Here is a 19,940-nt window from a genome sequence, read left to right on the forward strand (position 1 = left end):
CCGGAAACGCCTGACCAGGGACGGAAAAGACTGATGAAGGTGACGAAAGAGTTGTCGATGGATGCCTATGCATTCCGCGACAGGATGGGGCGGTACGCTTCCGGCATAACGATCATCGGCGGCATCGTCGGGAACGAGCCGGTGGGCTTTACCTGCCAATCGTTTTATAGCGTTTCGAGCGATCCGCCGCTGGTCTCCTTCTGCGTGATGAAGACATCGACGAGCTGGCCGCGCATCCGGCCGACCGGAAGGTTCTCGGTGAACGTGCTGTCGGAAGGGCAGCAGGACATCTCCCGTGCCTTCGCCCGTTCGGGCGGGCAAAAGTGGTTGGGCGTCGATTGGAATCTCTCATCCGGAGGCAATCCGGTGATCGAGAGGACGTTGATGTGGCTGGATTGCGATGTCTTCGCCGAGCACGAGGCCGGTGACCACCACATCGTGATCGGACAGGTCAAGGACATGAGCCCTGCGGATTGGCACGAGGAGGGCACCCCGCTGCTCTACTTTCGTGGCGCGTACCATCATCTGCGCAGCGCAGCCTGAGTCTCGCAACGGCGGACGCGGTGGGCGGTGCCTGTCGCGCTGACTTTCTCCAACGATCAAGGGAATTGCGGCGACGGGGCCCGGGCACCCGCACCTCACGGTGCCGGGTGCGGTCAGTGCATCAGTGTGTCAGTTTTCCGGTGCCGGTTTCTTCGTCAAACTCGTAGAGGCCGTCGAGGAAGATTTTGGTGCGCTCATACCACTTGCGCTTGCGCGGCATCGGCGGCGTGCGGTCAATGGGTTTGCCGCCCTTGAAGATGTAGTCGAAGCGCTTCGGAAATTGCAGAATCCTGATGTCCTTGGTCGGGTCACCGGGCACGACGAGCAGGTCGGCCAGACGGCCGGCTTCGATCTTGCCGATCTCGTTGCCATAGCGCTTGATCAGGCGGGTTGCGGCCAGGGTGTTGGCATGGATGGCTTGCAGCGGCGTCATGCCCAGCAGGTCGACGAAGATCTCCATTTCCTTGCCGTGCCATTGACCATAGGGCACCGGCGACCAGCCGCTTTCGCTGCCGGCGATGATGGGCACACCGGCTTTCCAGGCTCGGGTCAGGTTCTCGGACGCGGCTTCGATCTCGCGCTGAAAGGCGCTTTTGCCGGAGGCTCCGGCGTTGTCGGGATTGGCACCGACCAGATTGACCAGCAAGGTCAGCGTCGGCGTGATGACCACCTTGTTCTTCAGGCAGGCTTCGATGCCTTCCTCATCGATGTAGGATGCATGGAACAGGTTGTCGAAGCCGGCGCGGGCCGCGTCGAGTGCGGCGTCGCGCGAACGGGCGTGGGTGCTGCACAGGCGGCCCAGGCGATGCGTCTCGTCGGCGATCAGCTTGAGTTCTTCGAGCGTGAAGGCCGAAGCGCCCAGGGCATCCGGCGTGATCAGGTTGTCGTTGGAGCCCGAGACCTTGATGGCGTCGACTTCTTCCTTGATTTGCAGGCGGATGGCCTCGATCAGATCGTCCTTGTTCTTGACCAGCACCGCGCTCTGACCGACGGGGAATTCCATCCAGCTCGGGAACGAATCTTCCAGCCCCTGGTGGTTGGTAATCTGTTTGCCCGACACCGTGAAGCGCGGGCCCTCGAACATACCGGTGTCGATCGCATCGCGCACGGCCTGGGCCACGTTGTAGGTGGTGGCAGCGTCAAAGCAACTGGTCACGCCGGCCTGCAGCACCTTTTTGGCGTAGTACATGGCCTTGAGGGTGCGAAATTCGGGCGGGGTGTAGAGCGCGTTCTCTTCTTCCGAGCGCGATTCGCCGAAGGAGATATGGGTATGGCCGTCGATCAGGCCGGGCAGGATCGATCGACCCGGCAGCGCGATGACGTCGTAGTCCCGTTCATCGTACTGCGGCGGCAGTTGGGCGGCGGTGCCCACCCACTGGATGCGTTCGCCTTCGACCACGACCGCGCCCTGTTCGATGGGGGCGTTGAGCGAACCATCGATCACACGCCCCTTGAACAGGTAGCCTTTTTTCGCTTGCATGTAGAAATCCCTTCAGGAGGAAGTCAGGTTCAGGCCCATGAAGTCGCGTACCTCGGCAATGAAGGTAGCGCTGCGCTCAAAGGCGACGGAATGGGAGCATTCGGCCAGCAGGACGACATCGGCTTGAGGCAGCGCTGAGGCGATGTCGTGGGTGCAGGAGGGAGGGAAGGCCAGGTCCTCGCGGCCGTGCAGCAGGCGCACCGGACAGCGGACCTGGGCCAGCGTGGCTGCGTCGAGGACGGCGGCGTCGGCGTACTGTTGCTTGTCGCCCTCGAACATGGCGTCGAAGTAGTCGGCATAGCCGGGCGCAAAGACCACCGGCTCGCGGGCAGCCACGTAGGGTTCGTCGATGACCGAGGTGTCGTGGATGATGCCGCTGAGGGTTTGCACCAGTTCCTCACGATTGCGTGGGCCGGTCCAGACGCGCCGGGTCAGATCGTTGGGGGTGAAATGGCCGCCCATGGTCCCGGTGGTCAGGACTGCCGCTACGCGCGGCTCCATGGACGCGAGCCTGAGCGCGATGGAACCCGACAAGGAGTGTCCGATCAGTCCGACCTGCTCCCCGGCGATGCGGGCCAGCATGGCCTGGGCCTGGCGTACCCACATCGCGTAGTCGAAGTAGGGGGGCTGGGGTTTGCGCCCGCTCTTGCCAAAGCCGATCAGATCCATGGCGAAGACTTCGAAGTGTTCGGACAGCGGGCCGAGGACCGTGCGCCAGTTTCCCAGGCTGGAGGCGCCCGGGCCGGAGCCATGCAGCATCAACAGGGGGGTTCCGCTACCGGACTGGTAGTAAGTGACGGGGATGCCTTCGAATACGAAACGTTCTTCTTTCATGGTGGTGTCCAGTCTCTGGAAGGGGGGCGCATCCCGGTCGTATGGGCCGGTGACGGGGCATGCTCCGCCTTGAATCCACTGTCGGGAAGCCATGGCCATCACGTTTGTATATTTTATACGGTATGTCCCAAGGTGCAAACGCCTCTTGCTGTGCTCGCTGGGTGAGCATATCAAAATGGCACAGTTCCCGCGTAGTGACGCTGATTCGACCCACGGGAAAGAAGCGGGACCTGCCTATCAGTAATTTTCAAGTTCTAATATTATACAATATGCAAATCAGTTTGTATGATAAAATAAACCATCTCATTCATGCCCTACCGCAATGTCAACTCCTCTGAACGGTGCAAGCGCTATGTCGCTGCCAGAAATTGTCTATCACGAATTGCGCAATGCCATCCTCAATGGCATCTTCACGCCCGGGCAAGTGCTGCGACAGGAAGAGGTGGCGCAACGGCTGGGGGTGAGCCGCAGCCCGTTGCGCGAGGCCTTGCCGAAGCTGGAGGCCGAGGGCATGGTGGTGCTGCAGCCGCGTCGCGGTTATACGGTGGCGGCGCTGGACCCTGAGGAGATCGAAGAAGCTTTCGATCTGCGGTGCCTGCTGGAGACCGAACTGGCGCGCCACTCGATCGCGCGTCGCACCGAAGGCGACATCGCGCGGGTCTACGGCATCATCAGCGAGATGGCCGGCCTGACGACCAAGACCAGTGATGCCGACGTGGCGCACTGGTTCGAACTCAACCAGAAATTCCACAATGCATTGCTGATGCCCGCCGGCCGTCCGCATCACATGCGCGCACTGAAGAACCTGCGCGGCGTCATCGAACCGTATATCCGCACCGAAGTGCGGTTGACCGGCGACATGCTCCAGGCACAACAAGAGCACTCCCAACTGGCGCAGACCTTCGTCAATGGCGATGTGGAAGCCTTCGTCGACTTGACGCGTGCGCATTCCCAGGGCACTCGCAATCGTCTGCTGCAGGGCTTGACCCGGAACGAAGCGCACGACCCGCAATCGGAGTAACGTGGTGGCCAAGCGACCATATGCAGTGCTGACGCCGCCAGCGCGGCATCGATGCCGCGCTGGCGGTCACTGACGTTTGCTTTCCGAGTCGCGCCACGACAGCAGCCGGTTTTCGAGCAACGAGACCACGTGGGTCACCAGGGCGCCGAAGATCCCGATGGCAATGATCGGGACAAACAGTTTGGCCGTGGCAAAACTGTTGGCGTAGACCACGATCAGTCCACCCAGCCCACTGACGGCGGTAAAGAATTCCGCCACGACCAGGCCGATGATGGCCAGCCCGATGGCAAGTCGTATGCCGGTCAGGATGAAAGGCAGTGCCGCCGGGAAGGTTATCTTCCAGAAGGCCTGGAGCGGGCTGGCGCAATAGGCGCGACCGATATCCAGCAATGCCCCCCGTACATCCTTGATGCCCGCATAGGTATTGATGATCACGGGGAAGATCGCGATGGAGACGATGATGGCCGCTTTGCCGCCGGTTTCCAGGCCAGCCCACAGGATGATCAGCGGCACCAGGGCAATTCGCGGCACGGCATAGAAGGCGTTGAGGAAGGGCTGCAGGATTTGATCGATCCACCAGACTTGTCCCATCAATACGCCGATCAACACGCCGGCGACACAGGAGATGGCCAGGCCGATGCCGAAGGGAATCATGCTGGTGAGGAATGCGGCCTGCAGTTCGCCTGTGCGGGTAATGGCCCAGGCTGCCTTGGCGATCTCGGACGGATAGCTGAGGAAAAGCGGATTGACGTCGCGCCCATAGAATTCCCAAGCCAGGAAGAAGAGGATGACCGAGGCCATGCCAAGGATTCGCGGGCGATCCCGCAGCAATTGCACCAGCCGTGCCACACCGGACTCCATCAAAGGGCTTGTGGCGCCCAGTTGCCGGGTTTGCGTAGGAACGATGTTTCTCATGCGGTGACCTCTTCGCGCAGCAGTTCGCGCAAGACGGCTTGTTCGCCGGCATAGGCACTATGCAGGCGAACATCCTGGTGCAGGCGATCGGCGCGGAATGCCGGTCCGATGATCCGGTTGATGCGGCCCGGGCGCGGCTTGAGCACGACGATGCGATCCGAGAGCATCAGGGCTTCGTCGATGCTGTGAGTGACGAATACGATGGTGCACTTGGTCTGGTCCCAGATGCGTAGCAGATCGGCTTGCAGGGTCTCGCGCGTTTGCGCGTCCAGTGCACCGAAGGGTTCATCCATCAACAGCACGGCGGGATTGCGCACCAGTCCGCGCGCAATGCCCACCCGCTGTTGCATCCCCCCCGACAACTCGTGAGGGAGATGTTCGGCAAAGGCGTCCAGGCCGACCAGTCGAAGGAACTGCCGGGCGGTCTGATGGCGCTGTGCTTTCGGCATGCCATCGAGCTCCAGAGGAAACGCCACGTTGTCCAGCACGTTGCGCCACGGCAGCAGGGACGGACTTTGAAACACCATGCACAGATCGCGGCGCGGCGAATCGACCGCCTTGCCGCCCACCATGATGCGGCCTTCGTCAATCTGCACCAGGCCGGCGATCATGCGCAGCAGGGTGGTCTTGCCGCAGCCGCTGGGACCGAGCAGACTGACGAACTGGCCGGCCTCGATATCGAGATCTACATCATCCAATGCGGTGGTGACGGAGGGCGGCGAACCGGGAGCGACGCGTCGTACGTAGCGTTTCGTGACGCCTTGAATGCTGATCGACATCTGTCTTCCTTGTCTGAATCGAGCGCCTGCGCAGTCATGCAGGCTTCAGAGCGGCAAGCGCCTCATCCACGAAGCGCCGATCGACAATGGCGTCGGGCGTCACGGCCGCCGGGATCATCTGCCACTTCAGCAGAATGTCGGCGGTGAAGCTGATCATGGATTCATCCAGGCCTCCATCGAGGCCCCAGACATTGTTGGAATTGAGCTCCTTGATGACTTGCGACAGAATGTCCGCAGACAGGTCGGGCACGCGCTTGGCGAGAATGCGTGCTGCGGTGTCGGGATCGTTCTGAACCAGTCGCGCGCCGTAGATGTTGCCCTGCATGAAGGTGGTCAGGGCCCGTGCGCGCGCCGGGTCGTCCAGCACGTCGGACAAGCCGGTATAGAGCACATAGCCCATGTCGGGAAACTCCTCGGCCACCTTGGAGAGCACCTTGACCTTGCCGCCGCGCTGGCCGATGACGCTGGTCAGGGTGTTGACCATGGTGCCGTCGACCTTGCCCGCTTCCAGTGCCTGAAGGCGCGCCGAGTGGCCGCCGACCTGGAGGAAGCGAACCTTGTTGCCGTCGCCGCCATGTTTCTGGATGACCAGGCGCGGAACCTCGGTCGTCATATCGGATGGCGCGGCCGATGCGAAGGATCTGTTGGACAGATCCTGCACGCTGCCGATGCCAGGTGAGCCCAGGATCTGGTAGTCCACGCGCGGCTGGGTCGATCCGATGTATTTGAGCTTGGCGCCATTGGCGTATGCCTGAAACACCGTCGGCGGTCCCACCAGGGTCACGTCGGCCGCCTTGGAAAGAACCGAGCGCATTGCCACCGCATCCCCGTTCACGAACAGCTCTTCGACGTCAAGGCCATGCTCGTCGAACCAGCCCGTGTCCTTTGCCACCAGATAAGGAAGCTGGTAGGTGGTTTCCGTGGTGGGGAAGACGACTTTCAGCGTATCGCGATCGGCAGCGAAGGCGCGTTGCCAGTTGCCGGTTGCCAGCGCGGTCAGGGTGAGGGCGGAAGCCGCCTTGAGCACGTTGCGGCGGGAGATGGAGTCTTTCATGACGGTCCTTAGTAGTGAGCAAGGCGTTTGTATAATGTATAAAACAAAGGAACATGATGCAACATTATTAGTTGTCATCAGCAGGATGCGCAAAATGATGCAGCGCGCACCCGCCTGGTGCGGGCCGGATCTTTGTCGCGCCTTTTTGGGGTGGCCTGTAGAAAAGAACCCGATTCACGCCTAGCGTGGGTTGCTTGCTCACCTGATAAATAGGGTGAAAATGTGCGCGATGGTCCGCAGTTTGCTGGGGAAATTGAAGAAGATATGGTAGTTGAAGGCATCGAGCGACGTTCCGGGTTTGGCGTGCCTCATACAACTTGGCTCGTTTCTTGCCTGAAATCTCTGCGTCGCAAGAGAAGCAGAACCAACAGTTCGTTCTCGGTGTGTTCGTTGAATGGCCAATGCAATAAAAACCATTCGACCCATTGCATGCTGGTCGAATTTTATATAGTATGCAAAATTATTTTTGCTGATGTGAGACCGGACAGGACATGACAGCCGGGACGGCTTGCGTCGGGGCCTGAATCCGGCTGGCGCTCGGCCACGACGACCGCATGTAATCGTTGCTTTGACGTTACGGTACGTAAAGTAATGGTAGTTGTCCGATCGCTCCATCGATGTCTCCGTCGGAAGGGGCAAGACATCTTGACCAGGGCTCGGCATGGTCGGCAACGGATTCATCGCAGCGTCGTTTTTCTGGTTGTGAAGAAAGCGCGGTTCGCATTCATCAAATGGGAGCACATCAATGGCACGAATTGCGGTAGTCGGAGCGGGCATGGGCGGATTGGCGTTTGCCTCTGCAATGAGAAACAGTCAACACGAAGTCACCTTGTACGAGCAGGCAGCGGAACTCGCTGAGCTGGGGGCGGGGATTTCACTCTGGGCCAACGGTACGCGCCTGTTCGAAGAAATGGGGATCGCGGCCCTCATGGCCCAGCGATCCTGCGAGACCGACGCGGCCTATTTCCGGAACGAAGACGGTAGCGTCGCGGCCTTGCAGCCGCTGGCGCGGGACAACTGGTACCGCCAGGCGTACGGCTATCCCTATTACGGTGCGTTGCGCACCGATTTACAGGCCTCGCTGCTGGCAGTCCTCGGACGTGACAGTATTCGCCTGGGCAAGCAACTGATCCAGCTCGACGACTCGGGCGACGAGGCCAAATTGCAGTGGGCCGACGGCACGGTCGATACGGCGGACCTGGTGATCGGAGCCGATGGCATCAAGTCGGTCGTTCGGCGCGCGATCGATCCGACGGCGCAAGCGCTGTTCACCGGCAACAGCGCCTTCCGTGGTCTGGCCAAGACTTCCGAGCTCGATCTGCTGCCTGAGCCGCATTCGTTTACCGACTGGATGGGTGATGGCAAGCACGTGCTGAATTTCCCGGTCGGGAATGATTTCAAGTACACCACCATCGTGGTGTTCCTGGACGGTCCGCGACGCTGGGAACATGAGGCCTGGCGCGTGCCTTGCGATCCGGCCGAGGTGCTGGCTCAGTTCAAGGGCTGGCATCCGGCGGTGGGTCAACTCCTGGAGCACGTCAACCTGTCGGAGCGCTGGGGTTTGCACGAGGTCAGCAAGATGGCGACCTGGAGGCGGGGGCGTGCGGTACTGATCGGCGATGCGGCGCACGGCATGTTGCCGCACCACGGACAAGGCGCCATTTCTTCTTTCGAAGATGCCATCACGCTGGCGCATGTGTTGAATGATGCATCGCTGGCGACCATGGAAGACAAACTGGCCGTGTATGAGAGCGAGCGCAAGCCCCGCGGCGAACGCATCCAGAAATCCTCGCGAGATCTGAATGCCTGCCTGCACTTGCCGGAGGGTGCGCAGCGCACGAAGCGCAGTGCCGTGCTGGCAAACCTGTCCGAGCACTTTTCGTGGTTACACAACTATGTGTGCGTCGGCGCCCGGTGATCCGGTCTCGACGACGATCAGCCGGCGGGCTTGCATCGATGCGGCAGCAACTCGTCGATCAGGTGGTTTTTCTTCTGCGTCGGCAATCGATGCATCGAGCTGGCCGCACTCAGCCGTGATCCGTGCCTTCAGTTAAAGACCGGCGTTGCCGCATCGGCGCTGATTCCGTCTTCGACATGGTGTCCACCGAAAAGTGTGGACATTACAGCGCCCCGCCGGCTTGGCGCTCAAGCGCATGCCTTCAACGACGCGGCGCCGCGCGCGATGCAATCGAGTGCGACCTCGAACTCGGCATCCGGAGTGAGTTGTCCGGTGAGCAGGCGATACCATGCCCAGCCATACAAGAGGTCGAGTAGGCCTTCCACATTGACCCCTGCCGCGAGGTCGCCGCGATCGATGGCACGCTGGAATGCGCGCACCGATTGCCGCCGGCGCGGCGCCAGCGCCTCCTTGCGAAATTCCTCGATCATCTCCGGCGTGCTTTGCATCTCGATCACCAGGCCGCGAAACACCCGCCCTGCAGGGGTTTCGCGCCAAGCCTGGAACAAGGCGTGCATGCGCAGCTTGAGTTCGGTGGCCAGATCGGCGTGCTCGGGGATTTCCGGCACGGGCAGGATTTCCTTGTTGAACAGCTCCAGCAGAAGCGCCGTCTTGTCGGGCCACCAGCGATAGATCGTCGGCTTGCTCACGCCGGAAAGGCGGGCCACTGCTTCCATAGACAAGCCATGGGGGCCGCGTTCGTTCAATAGGTCGGAAGCCGCCTTGAGAACGGCGGCGTGGGCCACGGCATCACGCTTGTTGCCGGTGCTCACTCGGGGTTTTCGTTCGGACACCGTGCTACTCGTCGTCGGAATGCGGAACGCTGCGAGCCGCTTATTTTAATGCCACGCTTTCCAGGTGGGCCATCGCGCCATGGCTCGGGCTAGCAGCCCGGATCTTTCCCTCCTTCGCCGCTTGTTGCCCACTCCTGGTGCAGGCGTTTCCGGGGTGGGAGAGGGTTGGCCCGTCACCGGGCGAACGTCTGCCGACACCTTCCGGCCCTTGCCACGCATCAGCATGCCCGCACGATCCGAGCGTAGACGGCGCTGCGGCGTCTGGGTTTGGCGCCCGCCTGGGTGCAGCGTCCGGCATTGCCGTCAGCGGCGAAACGATGCTCTCTCCCGGTTTGCATACAATGTGTAAATTCTAGATTTTATGCATGTCGTACAGTGTTGTCGTGTCATCAGGAACATGTGGCGGGAATTTTCTTTAATTTTAGCATAAAAATGTATGATTTTAAATGTATTTAGTGGTTTTTACCGTTTTTCTAAGTTATTGCCCATTTCTACTATTTTTGTATAAAATATGAACATTAGAGGCGAAGCGAGGGAAGAACCTCTGCCGCGCACAAGGCTGTGGCGCCGCATGTTCCCCTGGCTTGCGCCGCGTGTCGCCCCGCGGGCGTGTTCGTGCTGCAGGCGCCAATTACAAAGGGTTTCTCATGCCTGAAGGATGCTGGGGTGACTCAAGCAGTGCCTTCGACGATGTCGGGATTGGTTCCCTCAACTTCCTTAACCCACTAGAGACCAAGCTATGGCCAAGCACATTACCTATGTCAATCCGGAAGGCGCTGCTCCCGCACAGGGCCTGTACTCCCACGCAACCATGGTCGAGAAGGGCACGTTGTTCTACATCGCCGGCCAGTTGGCCGTGGCCGCGGATGGCTCCGTCGCGGGCAAGAACGATTTCAAGGTGCAGTTCAAGCAAGTGTTCGACAACCTGGGGGATGTGCTGAAGGGCATGGGCCTGAGCTTTTCCGAGGTGGCCAAGTTCAATACCTATCTGGTGCACTCGCAGGACATCGATACTTTCATGAAGCTGCGCGCTGAACTGTTCCCGACGCTGTGGGCCGACGGTGTGTTCCCACCCAACACCTTGCTGGTCGTCGACCGCATGGTGAAGGAAGACTTCTTGATCGAAGTCGAAGCGGTCGCCGTCAAGGCTTGATCTCCCCTTGGCCCGGAATGAACGCAGCATTCACGGGTCAAGGCTGGTCGGTCGGACGCACGACGATCTCGTTGATGGCGACGCGACGCCGGTTGGTAACGATGAAGGGCACGGTTTCAGCGATGTCCTCGGCATGAAGCCGTTCGACCTCGCCGAACATCGCGGTAAAGCCTGCCCACTGACCTTCCTTGTGCCAAAGCTCCGTCGAGGTGGCGCCAGGCTGGACCACGGAGAACCGCACCGACTGCCGCGTGAACTCCTGCCGCCAGGCGTCGGTCGCGGCGGTGACCGCGAACCTGGTTGCGTTGTAGATGGCCACTTGGGCGGCCGCGTAGCGCCCGCCGACCGATGAGATGTTGACCACGTCCACCACCTTGCGCGGGCTGGTGGCGACAGCGTCGACCAGATGGGAAAGGGCCGCCTTCGTCACGTACATCAGGCCGCGCAGATTGACGTCCACCATCTGATCCCAATCCGCCAGCGGGGATTCGATGGGGGGCCATTGGGCATGACTCCTGCGGCATTGACGAGGGTGTCGAGGCGCCCGAACGCGGCGACCGTGCTGGCGACGACCCTTGCGGCCTCCTGCGCCGAGGAGATGTCGGCTTCGATGGGCAGCGCGGTTCCGCCGGCCGCCCGAATCTGCTGGGCCAGCTTCTCCAGTCGATCCGCGCGACGGGCGACCAGGGCAACGGTTCCGTCAAGTTTCTCGAACATGCTCACCATGAACTCCTGAATTTGACATTGACGATCCGGGGCGGCGCGGCTGAAACAGTGCAGGCACCACACCTACGGGATTCATCGAAGACTGTAGGGCTGTCTCCCCCCGATCCTGTGACTCCAATCCTGCCGGATCATTGCTCGATCCTCTCGATTTCGTATTGGATTGCCAAGCTGTTGGCCAGGATCGGGCATACTGCAGGCAGCCTGAACCGACGCCGCAGGAGGGCACGATGATTCATGAACCGGACCAGACCGATCACCGGCGCCGCAAAGAGACCGAGCCCATCCGTGCCAGCCTGGCGCAGCGGGTTGCAGCATTCGTCGGGAACGATGGCGAACGTGCGACAGCCTTGCCTGGCCTGAGTTTTGCGAAGCTCACGGCCCCCACGCCGCCGGCGTCCTATCTGTACGACCCCAGCATCTCGATGATCATTCGAGGCAGGAAGCGCGTTCGGCTCGGGGGGACTACCTACGTCTACGACGAGTCCCGCTTCCTGCTGACCGCCGTCAACCTCCCGACGGTGACCGAGGTGCTGGAGGCCAGCGCCGCAGCGCCGTATCTCTCGCTGCTCATGAGGCTGGACCTGCAAGCCGCCCGGCAAGTGATCGCCGAGGTGGACACGCACGAAGCGCACATGCCGGTGGGCGGCACAGCCATGGCAACAGGTCCTGCCACCCTCGAGCTTTTCGACGCCATCAGGAGATTGGTCGATCTGCTCGACAAGCCCAAGGATCTTGCACACCTGGGCGCATTGATCCAGCGGGAAGTCATCTATCGCATTCTCACGAGCCCGGTCGGCGCGCGTTTCCGCGAAGCCGTCCTGCTCGGCACGCAAAGCCAGAGGACAGCCAAGGCGATCGCCTGGCTTCGCGAGAACTACACGCAGCCGCTCAGGCTCGAGGCGCTGGCGGAACTGGCCGGCATGGGCGTGTCCACACTGCATCATCATTTCAGGGCCATGACCGCGATGAGCCCCTTGCAGTATCAGAAGCATCTGCGGCTGCATGAGGCACGCCGCATTCTTCTTGGCGAGAACGTGGATGCGGTGACCGCCGCGGTGCGCGTCGGCTACGAAAGCGCCTCGCAATTCAACCGCGAGTACCGACGCATGTTCGGCGCACCTCCCATCCGCGACGTGACGCCATTGCGCACACTCGGGGCAACTTGCAGATCGATCTGATCCATGGGGAGGGCGCTTTCTGCAGGACGCGCATCCGGCGGGGATGCCGGTTCGGCTGGTCCGCGTCCGGCGGCCTAGCTGCGATTGCCTGGAATCGCGTGGCCACCATCGACGAGCAGTGTCTGGCCGGTCACGAAACTGGCGCCGGGCGAGCACAACCAGACGACCGCCTCGGCAATCTCTTCCGAAGAGCCGACCCGATGCATCGGCGTGTGCGCGATGAACGGCTTGAGCGTCTCTTCAGTCGTGTTTGTCCGCATCATCGGGGTATCGATCACGCCGGGATTGACATTGTTGATGCGGATGCCGACGTCGGCGCATTCCAGCGCCAGCGCCCGCACCAGGCCGTCCAGCCCCGCCTTGGTCGCCGAATAGAGGCCGGAGCCCTTGAGGGCGCCGTGGGCCAGCCACGACGACGTGTTGACGATGGCGCCGCCGTGCCCCTGCCGCTTCATCTGGATGATCTGCGCCCGAGCGCAGAGCCAGGTTCCGCGCAGGTTGACGTTGATCGTCCTGTCGAAGTCTTCCGGGGTCAGATCCTCGATCGGCCCCCAGCCGCCCATGACGCCGGCATTGTTGAACGCAGCATCGAGCTTGCCGAAACGGGCAATCACCTGTTCGACCATCGCCGCCACCTGTTCCGGGGCGGTGATATCCGTCGGGATGCCGATGGCGGTGCCGCCGAATCCCGAAATCTCGGCGACGACCTCATCGAGTTCGGAAGCCCGCCGCGCGGCGATTGCGACCTGCGCGCCTCGGCGCGCGAAGAGCAAGGCGGTGGCCTTGCCCATGCCCGAATTTCCTCCGGTCACGAGGATCGTCCTGCCTGCGTAGTCTTGTTGCATATCGCATCTCCTGAAGAAAAAGGGCTTTGGCCCGTTGGAACTTGGGCTTCGCCGCTGACGATTGAGCCGCAGCGGCTGAACAAATGAACGGGACCTCGTGCGGACTCGTTCGCATCAATACCCATCACAGCGCGGCTGCTCTGTATGCCGTTCCGAAGCTGCAAGCGCGACGGCGGTCCTATCCCGGCGTCACCCTGAACATCACGACCCACGAGGGGCCGGTCGATATCGTGTCGGCCGGCTACGACGCAGGCATCCGCAATGGAGAGCAACTGGCCCAGGAGCACGTCCGCAGGATCTGGTGCAACAAGCCTGCCTCGCCTACCAAATGAGCACGTCCGGCGCCTTGCTGCGATGGCAGTTCCAGCGCGGATCACGCACGTCCGACCTTGCGATAAAGCCCGCCTTCATCACCAACGACATGGACCTCCTGGTGGATGCAGCGCTGCAAGGAAGTGGCGTGGGCTATCTGCTGCGCGAACAGGTTGCAGAGCACCTCGCCGGCGGAAGGCGGGTGGAACTCCTGCCGGAGAGTTCCAGCATCGCCTGGAAACACGTCGGCGCGTGAGCCCGATCCTTCCCGATCATTGCCTGATCGTCTCGATCGGCAGCCTGTTCGTGCTTGCCTCCAGGCTCGACCATGACTGAGCCTGGCTCACAAGGTCATCCGATTTGCCCCACCTAATCCAATGCGGCGGGAATGACTAGATTGGCATCCAAAGCATCTCGCTTTGGACAATCTCGGCGATGGCGTGACCCAATGGTCCGTCGGCCAAGGCGCTCGGGGTGGAGGTCTTCGTCACGACCAGCCGCCACGACAAGGGCGAGCGCCTGAAGGCCCCTCGGCGATGCCATCGACCCGGGCTTGTACCTGGCCAAGGGCGCCAGCCTTCGCGGCATTCCGGTCGGCAGCCGCGAGCAGCAGGAGCAAGTCGTCGAGTTCATCGAAGCGCACGGCATCAGGCCGATCATCTACGAGACGTTCGAGTTCGGCAATGCCAGGGCTGCTTATGCGGCGCGTTATCCGCGCGCGATAAAGCGTCGGCGCGATCCGTGGGGTTGTCCTGCCATGAGCAGGCCCACCCGCTGGACGTCCAGCGCCAAACGGTACGGCCATCGCCAGACAGCAGGAATCGACGTCCGCAAAGACGGGACAGGTTTCATGGCTTTCTTCTCCCGAGTGATGCGCTGCCCGCAGCGCACGCGGCGGCCAGCAGCAGCGCCGCGGCCAAGCCGGCCAGCAGCGTGACAAAGCCAGGCATCCGTGCCGCGATGAGTGGCCCGATGCTGGCGCCGGCGAACAGGACGAAGCCATTGAGGGCCATGCCACCGGCACGATGGGGCGCGGCCAGCGCGCCGTACTGTGTGATCATCGCAGGGACGGCGAGCGCAACGCCGGTGACGAAGATCAGGCTGCCGACGGCGATCCCGGCCAGCGATTGCGACAGCACCGCCTCCAGCGCCAGCCCGACAGCCGCCAGGACGTATCCGGCGCCGGCCACTCCCTGCATGCCGATGCGGGCGGCCAGCGGCCCGGCCAACAGCGCCACGAACATGGCGGGCATTCCCGCCAGGCGCAGCAGGATGACCTTGCCGGGGTCGAGGCCCAGCGAGTCCAGATGCGGCCCGAGCGCCGTATACATGGCGACGAACGACAGCAGCAGCGTGATGTGCGCGCACGACAGCAGCAGGACGGCCGGCCGCACCGCGAGCCGGCACAGCGCGGCAAAGCGATGGCCCAAATGGCCATCGACGGCGGCACGCGCCGGCTCCTGGACCATTGCCGCGATCCCGGGAATCATCGCCACCAGGCACCCGCCCGTCGCCACGAACACCCAGGGCCAATCCCATCGCAGCGCCACCCAGGCTGCGATGGCCTGGCCGAAGATGCCCGCCACGAGAAACGACGTGGACATAGCGCCGATGGCGGTCGCGCGAAGCCGTGGCGGCGCGGCTTCGGCCAGATAGGCCAGGGCCACCGGTGCGAAGCTGGATGCCGCCAGCCCCTGCACGGCGCGCAGCCCGGCCAGCCAGGACAGCGACGGGGCAAAAGCGCATGCGAATGTGGCGATCGACAGCGCGACCAGCCCGACCAGCATCACCGGCCGGCGGCCGTACTGATCCGAGATCGGCCCCCAGATCAGGAATCCGCTGGCATAGGCCAGGCTGAATCCCGTGGCCAGTGCGAACGTGACGGCCCCCGGTGTGGCGGAACCGAAATCCCGGCCGACATGCGCCAGCAGCGGAATCGCCAGATAGAGCTGGGTGAGGACGAATAGCGCGGTCGTGACCAGCAGCGCGACGACGCCGCCGGCGGCGGCATGCGTCTGGGGGAGGGGGGCCGCTCTGTCGCCTGCATCTCCTGCCACGGCGGTGTTCAATGCGCGCTCAGCCATGATGCGCCCCTCGCGATGTCGGCGCGGTTTCTCCGAAGATGACCGAGTGCGCCTTGGCAAAGCCCCGGTTCACGATGGCCATGGGATGCCCTTCCTGGCCGAAGCGGGGCGCCGCCGTATCCGAGATGCCCGGCCCATGCTCAAAGACGATCAAGAGGTGTTTCACAAGTCAATATCCAACTACAACGTTGGAGTTGATTCTAGTATGATTTTGAACAGAAGCACAATCGAGAGAGCAAGGACGAATGGCCTGGGACACCGAAGGCACGAAGCGCAAGATTCTGGACGCGGCGGTGGCGGAGTTCGCCCGGCTCGGCCCGGACGGCGCCACGATCGATCGCATCGCCAAGGCGGCCGGCGTGAACAAGGAGCGTGTCTACAACTACTTCGGCGACAAGCGCGAACTTTTTTCTGCCGTGCTGCGCGGCGAGTTGGCGAAGGTGGCCCTGGCGGTGCCCGTTGCGTCCTTTGCCACCGAAGACATTGGGGAATATGCCGGCCGTGCTTACGACTACCACTGCGAGCATCCCGAACTGAGCCGGCTGATGCGCTGGGAAGGCTTGACCTTCGACGGCGAGGTGCCGGACGAGGAGCAGCGGCGCGAGTATTACGGTTACAAGATCAAGGCCGTCGCCGACGGCCAGCAGCAAGGCGCCGTCACCCGCGCTTTGGAAGCCGATCATCTGGCCTTTCTGGTGCTCGCGCTGGCCGGCTGGTGGTCGGCCGTGCCCCAGGTCGCGCGCATGTTGACCGGACAGGACGGGCCGAAGGAACATGCCAGGCGGCGAGCCTCGGTGGTGGAGGCTGCCCGCCGCTTGGCGTCTGCGCCGTGATGACATGTGAACCGCACCACGTCCGGTTCTTCTCCCCGGGCCTACGGCCAGAAGCAATGCGGGCGGCGCAACGCCTCGGGCAGGCCTCATGCACTGTCATGGATGCGATGGGACGCGGGAGCCGGCGCCTGTCCCCGTGTCGTCCACCATAACAACAGCGCCATCAAGCTGATCGCCGCGCCCAGCAGGCATACTCCCTGCCAGCCGGCACGGGCATAGGTGAGGGTGGTGCTGATCGCCCCAAGGCCGCTGCCGATCGCGTAGAACAGCATGTAGAGACCTACCAGTCGGCTGTGCGCTTCGGGCCGGGTGCGGAAGATCAGGCTCTGGTTGGTGACGTGCAGCGCCTGACCGCCCAGGTCGAGCAGAACGATGCCGATCACCAAAGCCCAGAGCGACCTTTGCATCAGTGACAGCGGCCACCAGGCCAGCAGCAACACCACGAGCGCCGCCGCGCTGGCGCGCTGGGCATGGCCACGGTCGGCCCATTGTCCGGCACGGGCGGCGGCCAGCGCACCGACCACGCCGACGAGCCCGAAGGCACCGATGGTAGTGTGCGAGAAGCCGTAGGGCGGCGCGCTCAACGGCAGCACCAGCGCGCTCCAGAAGACGTTGAACGCCGCGAACATCAAAAGCGCCAGCAGGCCGCGTACTTGCAGTACCCGTTCCTGCCGCAGCAGCGTCAACATGGACGCGATCAGGCGCGGATAGCGCATCGTGTTCGGTGTTGCGGCCAAGGGCGGCAGCCGCCGCCATAGCGGCAGCGCGATCGCCAGCATCAGCACCGCGGCGCACAAGTAAACGCCGCGCCAGCCCGCCAAGTCGCTGACGCCGCCGGCGAACACCCGCGCCAGCAGCAGCCCGATGAACACGCCGCCCTGCGCCGCGCCCACGACCTGCCCTTGGCTCTGCGGCGGGGCGGCGCTGGCCGCGTAGGCGATCAGCCCTTGCGTCATCGCCGTGCCAAGCAGGCCCACGGCCAGCATGCCCGTCATCAGGGCAGGCGCGGACTGCGCCATGCCGACTGCCACCAGGGCGGCCACCAGCGCCAGCAGTTGCACCGCCATCAGGTGGCGGCGATCCATCCGATCGCCCAGCGGCACCAGCAGCAGCAGGGCCAGCGCACAGCCTATCTGCGTGGCCGTGACCACGCCGCCGATGGCTGCATGGCTGATGCCGAAGTCGCGCGCCAGCGCGTCCAGCAGGGGCTGCGCGAAATAGACATTCGCGACGCTCAGCCCACTGGCCGTGGCGAACAGCCACACCAGACTGCGTGGCAATGCCATCGAAATCGAAGAAGCCTTCATGACCCGATATCCGTTCAATCTGGTTTCAAAACAAAACTGATTGGATGCTAGGCCAGGTGGTTTTAAAATGCAACTGAAATCGATGTCCCTGCCAATTCGCCAGGAGCTCCCATGCCCCCTCGCAAACCCATGAATGACGAACCTTGTCCCGTTGCGCGCTGCGTCGGTCTCATCGGGGATCGCTGGTCGCTGCTCATCGTGCGCGATGCCTTCGACGGCACGCGCCGCTTCGGCGACTTCCAGCGCAGCCTGGGCGTGGCCCGCAACATCCTGTCCGACCGCCTGCACAAGCTGGTCCAGGCCGGCATCCTGGAGACGCAGGCGGCCTCGGACGGCAGCGCCTATCAGGAGTACGTGCTGACGGCCAAGGGGGAGAATCTGTTTCCCATCGTCGTGGCGCTGCGGCAATGGGGAGAACGACACCTGTTCGAGCGCGGCGAGCGCCATTCTGTGTTGGTCGACAAGCGCACCGGCAAGCCGATTCCCCGCATGGCGCCGCAAGCCAAGGATGGCGCCGTGCTGCTGCCGGCAGCTACCGAAGTGCGGAAAGTGTCGTAGGAGAATTCGACGGACTAGGGGCGGCAGCGATTGCATGGGTGAAGTGGCGTTCTTCGGCCACGGCCAGGAAGCAGGGCAGGTGCCGGAACCCCATCGCGCGTCGCCGCTGGTCAGCCTGCCGGCCGCTGCGTTCTCGCCAGCATCAGCAACAGCAGGCAGACCAGCAGGGCCGCGCCCAGGTTGTAGAGCATTCCCGCGACAAACGCCGAGGCGTATCGGCCCGCTTGCGCTGGCGTGCCATCACCTACGGCCAGCGCCGCGCCGACTTGCTGGACGGTCGAGATCACGCCCGACGCCATGCCGGCCTGGGCCTCGTCGACAAAGCCCAGCACCAGATTCAAGAGCGGCGTCATGATGAAGCCTTGGCCGGCGCCGACGACGATCAGCACGGGAATCAGCCGCGTGGGCACCAGTTCCCCGCCTGCCATCCGTACCTGCGCAATCAGCAGCGCGATCGAGACGGCGTAGACCAGCGCACCCGCGACGATGGCGCGCGTTCCCGATCGCGCCACCAGCCGCGGCGCGGCCAGTGATGCCAGGACGAATCCCACGCTGCATGGCGCGAAGAGGCTGCCTGCCTCGAAGGGATCGAGCCCCAGCCCTGTCTGTACCAGCAAGGCGAAGCACAGGAAGAAGGAACTGGACGTGGAATAGACCAGCAGCACGAGCAGCGCGCCCAGCGCAAAACGGCGCTGCGCCAGCAATCGCATGTCCACCAGCGGCAATCCGCCGCCAGCCCGCCGCTGCTCCTGCTGCCGGTGGAACAGTGCAAGCAGCACCACCGCCACGCCCAGCGACCATAGGCTCCAGGCCGGCCAGCCTTGCCCTGGCCCTTCGATCAGCGGCACCAGCAAGAGCGCCAGCCCGGCGCTGACCAGCGCCACGCCCGTCCCGTCCAGGGCCGGGCGCTGCGCGGTGCGGGATTCCGGAATGCACCGCGCAGCCGCGATGGCGAACAGGCCTATGGGCACGTTGATGAGAAAGATGCTGCGCCAGCCCAGCCCGAACAGGTCGGCATGCACCAGCCAGCCGCCCAGCACCTGGCCGGCGATGGCGGCCAGGCCCAGCGTCATCCCCAGCAGGCCAAACGCGCGGCGGCCGTCGTGGCCGTCGAAGTTGACACGGATGGACGCATAGACCTGCGGGAACAGCAAGGCAGCCGCCAGCCCCTGCAGTACCCGCGCGCCGATCAGAAAGCCGGCGCTGGGCGCCAGTCCGCACAGCGTCGAGGCCAGTGTGAATCCGGCCATGCCGAAGACGAACAGGCGGCGCCGTCCGAACAGGTCGCCCAGCCGCCCGCCGGTAATCAGCAGCACGCCAAACGCCAGCTCGTAGCCGGCCACGATGAAGCCGATCTGCGCGAAGCTCGCGCCCAGCCCGACTTGCATGCTGGGAATGGCCACATTGACCACGAACAGGTCGAAGATCGTGACGAAGCCCGCCAGCAGCAGCACGGCCAGGCCGAGCCAGGGGGCGCGGTCGGCGGTGCGGGCGGACAGGCCCGACGGGAGGGAATTCGCGCTCATCTGGTGTATCCGGAGAAGTAACGCGATCATTCTCGAGCCCT

At 63.2% G+C, this 19,940-nt stretch carries 20 protein-coding genes and 1 pseudogene; 8 read left to right on the forward strand and 13 right to left on the reverse strand.

All coding sequences use genetic code 11. The annotated features are described in order from the left end of the window. Positions 1-33: 33 nt before the first annotated feature. Positions 34-543 (forward strand): flavin reductase family protein, encoded by a 510-nt coding sequence (locus tag FOZ76_RS08285; protein ID WP_143947675.1) that lies wholly within the window; start codon positions 34-36, stop codon positions 541-543. A 121-nt stretch (positions 544-664) separates the two neighbouring features. On the opposite strand, the gene FOZ76_RS08290 is transcribed toward FOZ76_RS08285, so the two are convergent. Both FOZ76_RS08290 and FOZ76_RS08295 read right to left on the reverse strand, forming a co-directional pair. Further along, positions 665-2,023, reverse strand: a complete 1,359-nt coding sequence (locus FOZ76_RS08290) for a metal-dependent hydrolase family protein (protein WP_143947676.1) — start codon at positions 2,021-2,023, stop codon at positions 665-667. 12 nt (positions 2,024-2,035) lie between these two features. Next, positions 2,036-2,857 (reverse strand): alpha/beta fold hydrolase, encoded by an 822-nt coding sequence (locus tag FOZ76_RS08295; protein WP_143947677.1) that lies wholly within the window; start codon positions 2,855-2,857, stop codon positions 2,036-2,038. Positions 2,858-3,209: 352 nt separating this feature from the next. Here FOZ76_RS08295 and FOZ76_RS08300 point away from each other — a divergent pair, with 352 nt between their 5' ends. Beyond that, a complete protein-coding gene (locus FOZ76_RS08300) occupies positions 3,210-3,878 on the forward strand; it encodes a GntR family transcriptional regulator (RefSeq protein WP_170235348.1) in 669 nt (222 codons plus the stop codon). 66 nt (positions 3,879-3,944) lie between these two features. On the opposite strand, the gene FOZ76_RS08305 is transcribed toward FOZ76_RS08300, so the two are convergent. From FOZ76_RS08305 to FOZ76_RS08315, 3 genes are read right to left on the reverse strand one after another with little or no spacing between them, the layout of a single operon-like run. Then, entirely contained in the window at positions 3,945-4,793 is an 849-nt protein-coding gene (locus tag FOZ76_RS08305; protein ID WP_143947679.1) for an ABC transporter permease, read from the reverse strand. Next, positions 4,790-5,572 (reverse strand): ABC transporter ATP-binding protein, encoded by a 783-nt coding sequence (locus tag FOZ76_RS08310; protein ID WP_143947680.1) that lies wholly within the window; start codon positions 5,570-5,572, stop codon positions 4,790-4,792. Before FOZ76_RS08310 ends, FOZ76_RS08305 begins: the two co-directional genes overlap by 4 nt. 34 nt (positions 5,573-5,606) lie before the next feature. Next, positions 5,607-6,626 (reverse strand): ABC transporter substrate-binding protein, encoded by a 1,020-nt coding sequence (locus FOZ76_RS08315; RefSeq protein WP_170235349.1) that lies wholly within the window; start codon positions 6,624-6,626, stop codon positions 5,607-5,609. 745 nt (positions 6,627-7,371) lie between these two features. Here FOZ76_RS08315 and FOZ76_RS08320 point away from each other — a divergent pair. Continuing rightward, complete coding sequence (locus FOZ76_RS08320) at positions 7,372-8,544, forward strand: FAD-dependent monooxygenase (protein ID WP_143947682.1); 1,173 nt, start codon at positions 7,372-7,374, stop codon at positions 8,542-8,544. Positions 8,545-8,771: 227 nt separating this feature from the next. On the opposite strand, the gene FOZ76_RS08325 is transcribed toward FOZ76_RS08320, so the two are convergent. Further along, a complete protein-coding gene (locus FOZ76_RS08325) occupies positions 8,772-9,356 on the reverse strand; it encodes a TetR/AcrR family transcriptional regulator (RefSeq protein ID WP_143947683.1) in 585 nt (194 codons plus the stop codon). 760 nt (positions 9,357-10,116) lie between these two features. Between FOZ76_RS08325 and FOZ76_RS08330 the strand changes: the two genes are divergently transcribed. Then, on the forward strand, positions 10,117-10,530 hold the full coding sequence (locus FOZ76_RS08330; protein WP_143947684.1) for a RidA family protein: 414 nt from the start codon (positions 10,117-10,119) through the stop codon (positions 10,528-10,530). A 37-nt stretch (positions 10,531-10,567) separates the two neighbouring features. Here FOZ76_RS08330 and FOZ76_RS28150 read toward each other — a convergent pair whose 3' ends face one another. Both FOZ76_RS28150 and FOZ76_RS28155 read right to left on the reverse strand, forming a co-directional pair. Next, positions 10,568-10,993: an SDR family NAD(P)-dependent oxidoreductase gene (locus FOZ76_RS28150; RefSeq protein WP_211366124.1), complete on the reverse strand. Its 426-nt coding sequence runs from the start codon at positions 10,991-10,993 to the stop codon at positions 10,568-10,570. Beyond that, entirely contained in the window at positions 10,966-11,247 is a 282-nt protein-coding gene (locus tag FOZ76_RS28155; protein ID WP_211366126.1) for an SDR family NAD(P)-dependent oxidoreductase, read from the reverse strand. The genes FOZ76_RS28150 and FOZ76_RS28155 overlap by 28 nt, the downstream gene beginning before the upstream one ends. Before the next feature lie 140 nt (positions 11,248-11,387). On the opposite strand from FOZ76_RS28155, the gene FOZ76_RS08340 reads away from it, so the two are divergent. Then, positions 11,388-12,434: an AraC family transcriptional regulator gene (locus FOZ76_RS08340; RefSeq protein ID WP_211366128.1), complete on the forward strand. Its 1,047-nt coding sequence runs from the start codon at positions 11,388-11,390 to the stop codon at positions 12,432-12,434. 74 nt (positions 12,435-12,508) lie between these two features. Here the strand turns inward: FOZ76_RS08340 and FOZ76_RS08345 are convergent, their stop codons facing one another. Further along, positions 12,509-13,279: an SDR family NAD(P)-dependent oxidoreductase gene (locus tag FOZ76_RS08345; RefSeq protein WP_143947685.1), complete on the reverse strand. Its 771-nt coding sequence runs from the start codon at positions 13,277-13,279 to the stop codon at positions 12,509-12,511. An 83-nt stretch (positions 13,280-13,362) separates the two neighbouring features. Here FOZ76_RS08345 and FOZ76_RS28265 point away from each other — a divergent pair. Next, positions 13,363-13,847: pseudogene (locus FOZ76_RS28265) on the forward strand (LysR substrate-binding domain-containing protein). 592 nt (positions 13,848-14,439) lie between these two features. Here FOZ76_RS28265 and FOZ76_RS08355 read toward each other — a convergent pair. Together FOZ76_RS08355 and FOZ76_RS27460 are read right to left on the reverse strand one after the other, a co-directional pair. Continuing rightward, the gene (locus tag FOZ76_RS08355; protein WP_211366130.1) at positions 14,440-15,660 is read right to left on the reverse strand and encodes an MFS transporter; all 1,221 of its coding nucleotides are present in this window, start codon (positions 15,658-15,660) and stop codon (positions 14,440-14,442) included. Between the two features lie 7 nt (positions 15,661-15,667). Beyond that, entirely contained in the window at positions 15,668-15,841 is a 174-nt protein-coding gene (locus FOZ76_RS27460; protein ID WP_170235351.1) for a hypothetical protein, read from the reverse strand. Positions 15,842-15,920: 79 nt separating this feature from the next. Here FOZ76_RS27460 and FOZ76_RS08360 point away from each other — a divergent pair, with 79 nt between their 5' ends. Continuing rightward, positions 15,921-16,508, forward strand: coding sequence for a TetR/AcrR family transcriptional regulator (locus FOZ76_RS08360; RefSeq protein WP_143947688.1), 588 nt, complete (start codon positions 15,921-15,923; stop codon positions 16,506-16,508). A gap of 86 nt (positions 16,509-16,594) precedes the next feature. Here FOZ76_RS08360 and FOZ76_RS08365 read toward each other — a convergent pair whose 3' ends face one another. Beyond that, positions 16,595-17,815 carry an MFS transporter gene (locus FOZ76_RS08365; RefSeq protein ID WP_143947689.1) on the reverse strand — a complete coding sequence of 407 codons (1,221 nt, stop codon included), beginning with the start codon at positions 17,813-17,815 and terminating at the stop codon, positions 16,595-16,597. 111 nt (positions 17,816-17,926) lie between these two features. On the opposite strand from FOZ76_RS08365, the gene FOZ76_RS08370 reads away from it, so the two are divergent. Next, positions 17,927-18,373: a winged helix-turn-helix transcriptional regulator gene (locus tag FOZ76_RS08370; RefSeq protein ID WP_143947690.1), complete on the forward strand. Its 447-nt coding sequence runs from the start codon at positions 17,927-17,929 to the stop codon at positions 18,371-18,373. Between the two features lie 110 nt (positions 18,374-18,483). Here the strand turns inward: FOZ76_RS08370 and FOZ76_RS08375 are convergent, their stop codons facing one another. After that, entirely contained in the window at positions 18,484-19,899 is a 1,416-nt protein-coding gene (locus tag FOZ76_RS08375) for an MFS transporter (RefSeq protein ID WP_143947691.1), read from the reverse strand. Positions 19,900-19,940 lie beyond the last annotated feature (41 nt).

The organism is Verticiella sediminum, assembly GCF_007558815.1.
Lineage (GTDB): Bacteria > Pseudomonadota > Gammaproteobacteria > Burkholderiales > Burkholderiaceae_B > Verticiella > Verticiella sediminum.

What these genes read in the sequence shown, in the direction of transcription:
- FOZ76_RS08285 (WP_143947675.1), top strand. Translation starts at nt 34, where the DNA reads ATGAAGGTGACGAAAGAGTTGTCGATGGATGCCTATGCATTCCGCGAC.
- FOZ76_RS08290 (WP_143947676.1), bottom strand. Translation starts at nt 2,023, where the DNA reads ATGCAAGCGAAAAAAGGCTACCTGTTCAAGGGGCGTGTGATCGATGGT.
- FOZ76_RS08295 (WP_143947677.1), bottom strand. Translation starts at nt 2,857, where the DNA reads ATGAAAGAAGAACGTTTCGTATTCGAAGGCATCCCCGTCACTTACTAC.
- FOZ76_RS08300 (WP_170235348.1), top strand. Translation starts at nt 3,210, where the DNA reads ATGTCGCTGCCAGAAATTGTCTATCACGAATTGCGCAATGCCATCCTC.
- FOZ76_RS08305 (WP_143947679.1), bottom strand. Translation starts at nt 4,793, where the DNA reads ATGAGAAACATCGTTCCTACGCAAACCCGGCAACTGGGCGCCACAAGC.
- FOZ76_RS08310 (WP_143947680.1), bottom strand. Translation starts at nt 5,572, where the DNA reads ATGTCGATCAGCATTCAAGGCGTCACGAAACGCTACGTACGACGCGTC.
- FOZ76_RS08315 (WP_170235349.1), bottom strand. Translation starts at nt 6,626, where the DNA reads ATGAAAGACTCCATCTCCCGCCGCAACGTGCTCAAGGCGGCTTCCGCC.
- FOZ76_RS08320 (WP_143947682.1), top strand. Translation starts at nt 7,372, where the DNA reads ATGGCACGAATTGCGGTAGTCGGAGCGGGCATGGGCGGATTGGCGTTT.
- FOZ76_RS08330 (WP_143947684.1), top strand. Translation starts at nt 10,117, where the DNA reads ATGGCCAAGCACATTACCTATGTCAATCCGGAAGGCGCTGCTCCCGCA.
- FOZ76_RS28150 (WP_211366124.1), bottom strand. Translation starts at nt 10,993, where the DNA reads ATGGTGGACGTCAATCTGCGCGGCCTGATGTACGTGACGAAGGCGGCC.
- FOZ76_RS28155 (WP_211366126.1), bottom strand. Translation starts at nt 11,247, where the DNA reads ATGTTCGAGAAACTTGACGGAACCGTTGCCCTGGTCGCCCGTCGCGCG.
- FOZ76_RS08345 (WP_143947685.1), bottom strand. Translation starts at nt 13,279, where the DNA reads ATGCAACAAGACTACGCAGGCAGGACGATCCTCGTGACCGGAGGAAAT.
- FOZ76_RS08360 (WP_143947688.1), top strand. Translation starts at nt 15,921, where the DNA reads ATGGCCTGGGACACCGAAGGCACGAAGCGCAAGATTCTGGACGCGGCG.
- FOZ76_RS08365 (WP_143947689.1), bottom strand. Translation starts at nt 17,815, where the DNA reads ATGAAGGCTTCTTCGATTTCGATGGCATTGCCACGCAGTCTGGTGTGG.
- FOZ76_RS08370 (WP_143947690.1), top strand. Translation starts at nt 17,927, where the DNA reads ATGCCCCCTCGCAAACCCATGAATGACGAACCTTGTCCCGTTGCGCGC.
- FOZ76_RS08375 (WP_143947691.1), bottom strand. Translation starts at nt 19,899, where the DNA reads ATGAGCGCGAATTCCCTCCCGTCGGGCCTGTCCGCCCGCACCGCCGAC.